Origin of the sequence: Streptomyces sp. NPDC059668 (assembly GCF_042734135.1) — a bacterium.
Classification (GTDB): domain Bacteria; phylum Actinomycetota; class Actinomycetes; order Streptomycetales; family Streptomycetaceae; genus Streptomyces.
On record NZ_JBHWEL010000012.1, the window covers coordinates 53306 to 59233 of the forward strand.

Annotated in this window: 4 protein-coding genes and 1 pseudogene; 3 read left to right on the forward strand and 2 right to left on the reverse strand. The window is 72.8% G+C overall.

The window, feature by feature from the left end; genetic code table 11:
- Positions 1 to 208: 208 nt before the first annotated feature.
- Positions 209 to 703, reverse strand: coding sequence for a DUF3145 domain-containing protein (locus ACFV2J_RS12120; RefSeq protein WP_153290778.1), 495 nt, complete (start codon positions 701 to 703; stop codon positions 209 to 211).
- A 243-nt stretch (positions 704 to 946) separates the two neighbouring features.
- On the opposite strand from ACFV2J_RS12120, the gene ACFV2J_RS12125 reads away from it, so the two are divergent.
- Positions 947 to 1843 carry an SGNH/GDSL hydrolase family protein gene (locus ACFV2J_RS12125; protein ID WP_385087775.1) on the forward strand — a complete coding sequence of 299 codons (897 nt, stop codon included), beginning with the start codon at positions 947 to 949 and terminating at the stop codon, positions 1841 to 1843.
- Between the two features lie 50 nt (positions 1844 to 1893).
- On the forward strand, positions 1894 to 2871 hold the full coding sequence (locus tag ACFV2J_RS12130) for an aldose epimerase family protein (protein WP_385438388.1): 978 nt from the start codon (positions 1894 to 1896) through the stop codon (positions 2869 to 2871).
- 79 nt (positions 2872 to 2950) lie between these two features.
- Here ACFV2J_RS12130 and ACFV2J_RS12135 read toward each other — a convergent pair whose 3' ends face one another.
- Positions 2951 to 5458: a glycoside hydrolase family 3 protein gene (locus ACFV2J_RS12135; RefSeq protein WP_385438391.1), complete on the reverse strand. Its 2508-nt coding sequence runs from the start codon at positions 5456 to 5458 to the stop codon at positions 2951 to 2953.
- A gap of 181 nt (positions 5459 to 5639) precedes the next feature.
- Here ACFV2J_RS12135 and ACFV2J_RS12140 point away from each other — a divergent pair.
- A pseudogene (locus ACFV2J_RS12140) lies at positions 5640 to 5928 on the forward strand (TetR/AcrR family transcriptional regulator); the annotation flags it as partial.

Genomic DNA, 5928 nt, shown 5'->3' on the forward strand with positions numbered 1-5928 from the left:
CGGTGTTGGCGGCCCAACCTTTTTCCTCGGCTTCCCCCTAGATGTTTTCAGCGCGCTTACACCCACGCACCGTGTGTGCCGCCCCTCCACAGTGTCGGAGTCCGGGCCACAGCCGTTCGTTCGTCCTGTTGGTCGGGTGCGGGGTCCTGGGGGCCGGGCGCGCGGTCCGCGGCGCCCCTAAATGCCTCCCGTCACGCCCCTCACCGGGTCAGACGACCTGGTGGAGCCAGCGGACCGGGGCGCCCTCGCCCGCGTAGCGGAAGGGTTCCAGTTCGTCGTCCCAGGGCTTGCCCAGGAGCTTGGCGAGGTCGGCCTCCAGGTCGGTCTCACCGCGCTGGGAACGCAGGAGCGCGGCGCGCAGCCGGTCCTCGGGGATCAGGATGTCGCCGTGGATCCCGGTGACGGCGTGGAAGATGCCGAGCTCGGGGGTGCAGCTGTAGCGCTCGCCCTCGGCCGTGGCGCAGGGCTCGGCGGTCACCTCGAAGCGCAGCATCTGCCAGCCGCGCAGCGCGGAGGCGAGTTTGGAGGCGGTGCCCACCTCGCCCTTCCAGGAGAACTCGGATCTCCAGGTGCCCGGCGCCGCGGGCTGCCGGATCCAGTCGAGGTTGACGCGCGTACCGAGCACACCCGCGACCGCCCACTCGACGTGCGGGCACAGCGCGCGGGGCGCGGAGTGCACGTAGAGAACTCCACGTGTCGTCACTGGGGCCTCCGGGCAGAGCGAGACATCTTGTAACTTAGCGGAACGGCAGTGGCAGGGCGGCCACGTGGCGAGGCTACCGTGCGGCGGCGCGAGGAGTGTGACGTACCGTCGGTCCCAGCGCCCAGAAACATTGAGGTTTCACCCATGGGGACGCGGTGCGACCGATCGTGTACCGCGGGGTGTCGGCCAACCGTGTCGGTCAGGTGCTGCCCGGACATGTTCAACGAACGAGGGGACCAGGGGATGCGCATCCGTAGCCACCGACCGCGCGCCGTCCTCGCCGTGGTGGCGGCCCTGCTGGGTGTCGCCGGGTGCGGCGCCTCGGGTGACGGCTCCCCCGCTCCGCACGACACGACCAAGGGCCGTCCGTCCCCGAAGCCGGCCCCTCTCTGGAACCGCAGTCCCCACTCCGTGGCCGCCGTCGGGGACTCCATCACCCGGGGCTTCGACGCCTGCACCGTGCTGTCCGACTGCCCCGAGGTCTCCTGGGCGACCGGCAGCGACACCCGGGTCCGCAGCCTGGCCGTGCGGCTGCTCGGGCCGGAGGGGGCCGCCGAGCGCAGCTGGAACTACGCGGTGACCGGTGCGCGGATGGCGGACCTGCCGGACCAGATGGCGCAGGCCGTCGCCGAGAAGCCGGAGCTGGTGACCGTGATGGTGGGCGCCAACGACGCCTGCCGCTCGTCGGTCTCGGCGATGACCCCGGTCGCCCGCTTCCGTGCCGCTTTCCAGGACGCGATGAGCACCCTGCGCGACGAGCTGCCGAAGACCCAGGTGTACGTGTCGAGCGTGCCGGATCTGAAGCGGCTGTGGTCCGAGGGGCGCGGCAATCCGCTGGGCAAGCAGATCTGGAAACTGGGCATCTGCCCCTCGATGCTGGCCGACGCGGACTCCCTGGGCTCGACGGCGACCCTGCGGCGGGCCAAGGTGCAGGGCCGGGTGGAGCAGTACAACGAGGTCCTCAGGGACGTGTGCGCCAAGGACCGGCGGTGCCGTTTCGACGGGGGCGCGGTCTACGACTTCCGCTTCGGCACGGACCAGCTGAGCCACTGGGACTGGTTCCATCCGAGCAAGGACGGTCAGGCCCGGCTCGCGGAGCTGGCCTACCGGGTGGTGACGGCCCGGCAGCCGGTGGCCTAGGCGGTCGGGCCGGGACGCCGGCCACAGGTCGTTGGCCTAGGCTTCCGATCATGGACAGCGAACTCTTCGGCACCCTTCCCGACGGCACCCCGGTCCACCGCTGGACGCTGGAGCGTGCCGGGGTGCGGGTGCGGATCCTGACGTACGGCGGGATCGTCCAGTCGGTCGAGATCCCCGACCGGGACGGGCACCGGGCGGACGTGGTGCTGGGCTTCCCCGAGCTCGGCGGGTATCTCGCGCACCCGGACCCGTATCTCGGGGCGCTGGTCGGGCGGTACGCCAACCGGATCGCCGGCGGCCGCTTCCCGCTCGACGGTCTCACCTACCACCTCGCGCAGAACAACGCCCCCAACTCCCTGCACGGTGGCGACGTCGGTTTCGACAAGCGGGTGTGGGACGCGGAACCGGTCGGGCACGGGCTGCGGCTCACCCGGGTCTCCCCGCACGGCGAGGAGGGCTTCCCGGGCCGTCTGGAGGTCACGGCGACGTACGCGCTGGACGCGGCGGGCGCGCTGCGCATCGCGTACGAGGCGGTCACGGACGCGCCGACCGTGGTGAACCTGACGAACCACACGTACTGGAACCTGGCCGGTTCGGGGAACGCGGGCGGCCACGAACTCCGGTTGTCCGCCTCGCGGTTGACGCCGGTGGACGCGGATCTGATTCCCACCGGGGCGCTGGAGTCCGTGGACGGCACGCGCTTCGACTTCCGGACGGCGCGGAAGGCCGGCGCCGGGTACGACCACAACTTCGTACTGGACAAGGGGACGACGGCGAGCGCGGTCGAGGCCGCGGAGCTCCACGACCCCTCCTCCGGACGGGTGCTGACGGTCGCGACCACCGAGCCCGGCCTCCAGCTCTACACCGCGGACCACCTGGGCGACCCGTTCGCGCCCGGCGACGGGATCGCGCTGGAGACGCAGCACTTCCCCGACTCCCCGAACCGGCCGGAGTTCCCGAGCACCGAGCTGAGGCCGGGCGGGACGTACCGCTCGGAGACGGTGTACGGGTTCGGGGTGCGCTCCTGAGCGCTGTCCCGGAACCCACGAGCCCCGGTCCGGATGTCAGGTTCCGGACCGGGGCTGCTCGGGAGGGGCTCGTCCCGCCTCAGACGTTAATCGTCGCCACGACCCGGCGGTCGGTGATCGAGCGGCCCGCGGCAACCTCGTACGAACCCTTCACAAACACCCAGCTGCCGGAGTCCTCGTCCCAGAGCTCGAAGGCGCGGCGGGGGATGCCGAGCACGGCCTCGGCGCTCTCGCCCGGACCCGCCTCGACACCGGCGAAGGCCGCGAGCCGGTGGAGCGGGCGCTCGCCGTCCGCCTCGACCGGCGTCAGATAGAGCTGGACGACCTCGCGGCCGGGGCGCGCGCCGGAGTTGCGGACGCGGACCGTGACCGTCGCGGCGCTGTCTCCGGCGCCGGCGGAGGGGGCGTCACCGGCGGAGGGTTCGATCGACTCGTACGTCCAGTCGGTGTAGCCGAGGCCGTGGCCGAAGGGGTACGCGGGGGTCCTGCCGTCCCTCTCCCAGGCTCGGTAGCCGATGAAGGCGCCCTCCGTGTACGGGAGTTCGCCGTCGGCGGGGACCACCCGGGTGACCGGGGCGTCCGCGAGCGAACCCCAGGTCGTGGGCAGCCGGCCGCCGGGCTCGTGGGCGCCGGTGAGGACGTCCGCGAGCGCGCCGCCGCCCTCCTGGCCGGGGAACCAGGTGAGCAGCACGGCGGCGACCTCCTCGCGCCACGGAAGTTCCACCGGGGAGCCGGAGTTGACGATCACGACGGTGTTCGGGTTGGCGGCGGCGACGGCGTGCACCAGGTCGTCCTGGCGTCCCGGGAGCCGGAGGTCCACGCGGTCGAAGCCCTCGGACTCGACACGCTCGGTGGTGGCGACCACGACGACGGCGGTGTCCGCGGCGCGGGCCGCCTCGACCGCCTCGGCGATCAGCTCGTCGGGGTCGCCCTGCGGTTCCTGGTGGACGAGGGCGAAGCCGACCATCCGCAGGGGCGCGCCCTCGGGCAGGACGACCACCTGCCGCAGGGACACCTCGTACGTCTCACCGGCGGTGAGATCGACCCGGGCGCGCTCCTCGGGGGCGCCGAAGAACGCCGTGAAGGGGCTGTCCTCCGTGCTGACCTGGGCGTCGTCGAAGTGGACGGTGCCGTCGACGGTGAGGGTGAACACGCCGAGGCCCTTGATGCCGAAGACGTGCGTGCCGCTCACGCGCGGGGTGAAGGTGCCCGTCAGATCCACGGTGTGGAGGTTGTCGTGGGTGACGCCTTCGGGGAGGTCGCTGCCCATCCACTGGATCTGGCCGTTGGGCGCGGAGCCGCCGCCGATCCTCTCGCCGTCGCGGTCGCGGCATTCCGCGCGGAGCGTGAACCCCTTGTCGGCGACGGCGAGTTCCTGGTTCGGGTCGGCTCCGACCGCGTACGTCAGGCTGCCTTCGGGGAGTGCGGCGGTGAGACCGTCCAGGGGCGACACGACGTGGGCGGGGAAGACGGTGGCGGAGCCGCCGCCGAGGACCCGGGCGTCGCGGGCGGCGGCGCCGCTCAGCGCCACCGTGCCCGGCCGCAGCGGGAGCGCCGCGTTCTCGTTGCGGACCAGGACGAAGGAGCGGCGGGCGATCTCGCGGGCCAGTGCCTCGCCGTCCACCGGCTCCGGCAGCTCGGTGACGACCGGTTCGGCGCCCTCCAGGATGCCGACGCGGGCGGCGAGCCGCAGGACGTTGCGGACGGCCTCGTCGACCTTCGCCTCGTCGGTCCGGCCCGCGCGGACGGCGGCGGCGAGCGCCTCGCCGTACACGGTCCGGGGACCGGGCATGGCGACGTCGAGGCCGCCCTCGATCGCCCCCACGGTCGAGCGGGCCGCCGTCCAGTCGGAGACGTTGAAGCCGTCGAAGCCCCACTCGCCGCGCAGGATCTCGTTCACGAGGTGGTGGTGCTCGGTCATGGTGGTGCCGTTGACCGAGTTGTAGGCGGTCATGATGCCCCAGGGGTGGGCGTTCTCGACGATGGCCTCGAAGGGGGCCAGGTAGAGCTCGCGCAGGGCGCGTTCGGAGACGAGGTTGTCCACCGTGAAGCGGTCCGTCTCGGCGTCGTTGGCCACGAAGTGCTTGACGGTGGTGCCGACGCCGCCGGACTGCACGCCCCGCACATAGCCGGTGCCGATCCGCCCGGTGAGGTACGGGTCCTCGCTGTACGCCTCGAAGTGGCGTCCGCCCAGCGGCGAGCGGTGCAGGTTGACCGTGGGCGCGAGGAGCACGTGGACGTGTTTGCGGCGGGCCTCCTGGGCGAGGAGGACGCCGGCGCGGTGGGCCAGTGCGGGGTCCCAGGTGGCGGCGAGCGCGGTCGGTGAGGGGAGCGCCACGGACGGGTCGTCGGCGGTCCAGCGCACGCCCCGGACGCCGATCGGACCGTCGGACATGACGAGGGTGCGCAGCCCGATGCCCGGGAGTTCGGGCAGCGACCACATGTCCTGCCCCGCGAGCAGTCGCGTCTTCGCGTCCAGGTCGAGCCTGCCGAGGGCCGCCTCGACGACCGTCTCGCGCGCCCGGTCCGCCGCGTCCACGCCCCTGGTCCCGGTCCGGCTCTCCGCTGTCTCCGCTGCCTCCGTCACGGTGGCACCTCCTCGTTGAAGTCCGTGAAACGCGTGATGTCCGTGAATCCCGTGAAGTCCGCGTGGCAGTACGGCAGTACGGCCGTACGGCCGCGGGATCCGCCGGACGTTCTCATCCTGCACCTGCGGGCCTGTAGAGCGGTAGGTTTCGTTGCCTTGCCGTGATGTCCGGGGTGGGCGGATACCGTACGGTGACGCCATGACGACCAGGACCAGGAGCGAGGAACGGCGCGCGGAGATCGTGCGCGCGGCCCTGGAGGTGATCGCCGAGCGCGGTTACCGGGGCGCGAGCATGGCCGCCGTCGCCGAGCGCGTGGGCCTCACCCAGCAGGGGCTGCTGCACTACTTCCCGACCAAGGACACCCTCCTGGTGGGGGGGGCGCGCGGCCCGCGGGCCGGGGGGCGGGGGGGCGCGCCGCCCGGGGGGGGGGGGCGGGGGGGCGGCGGGGGGGGGCAGGAGCCGGTGCGGG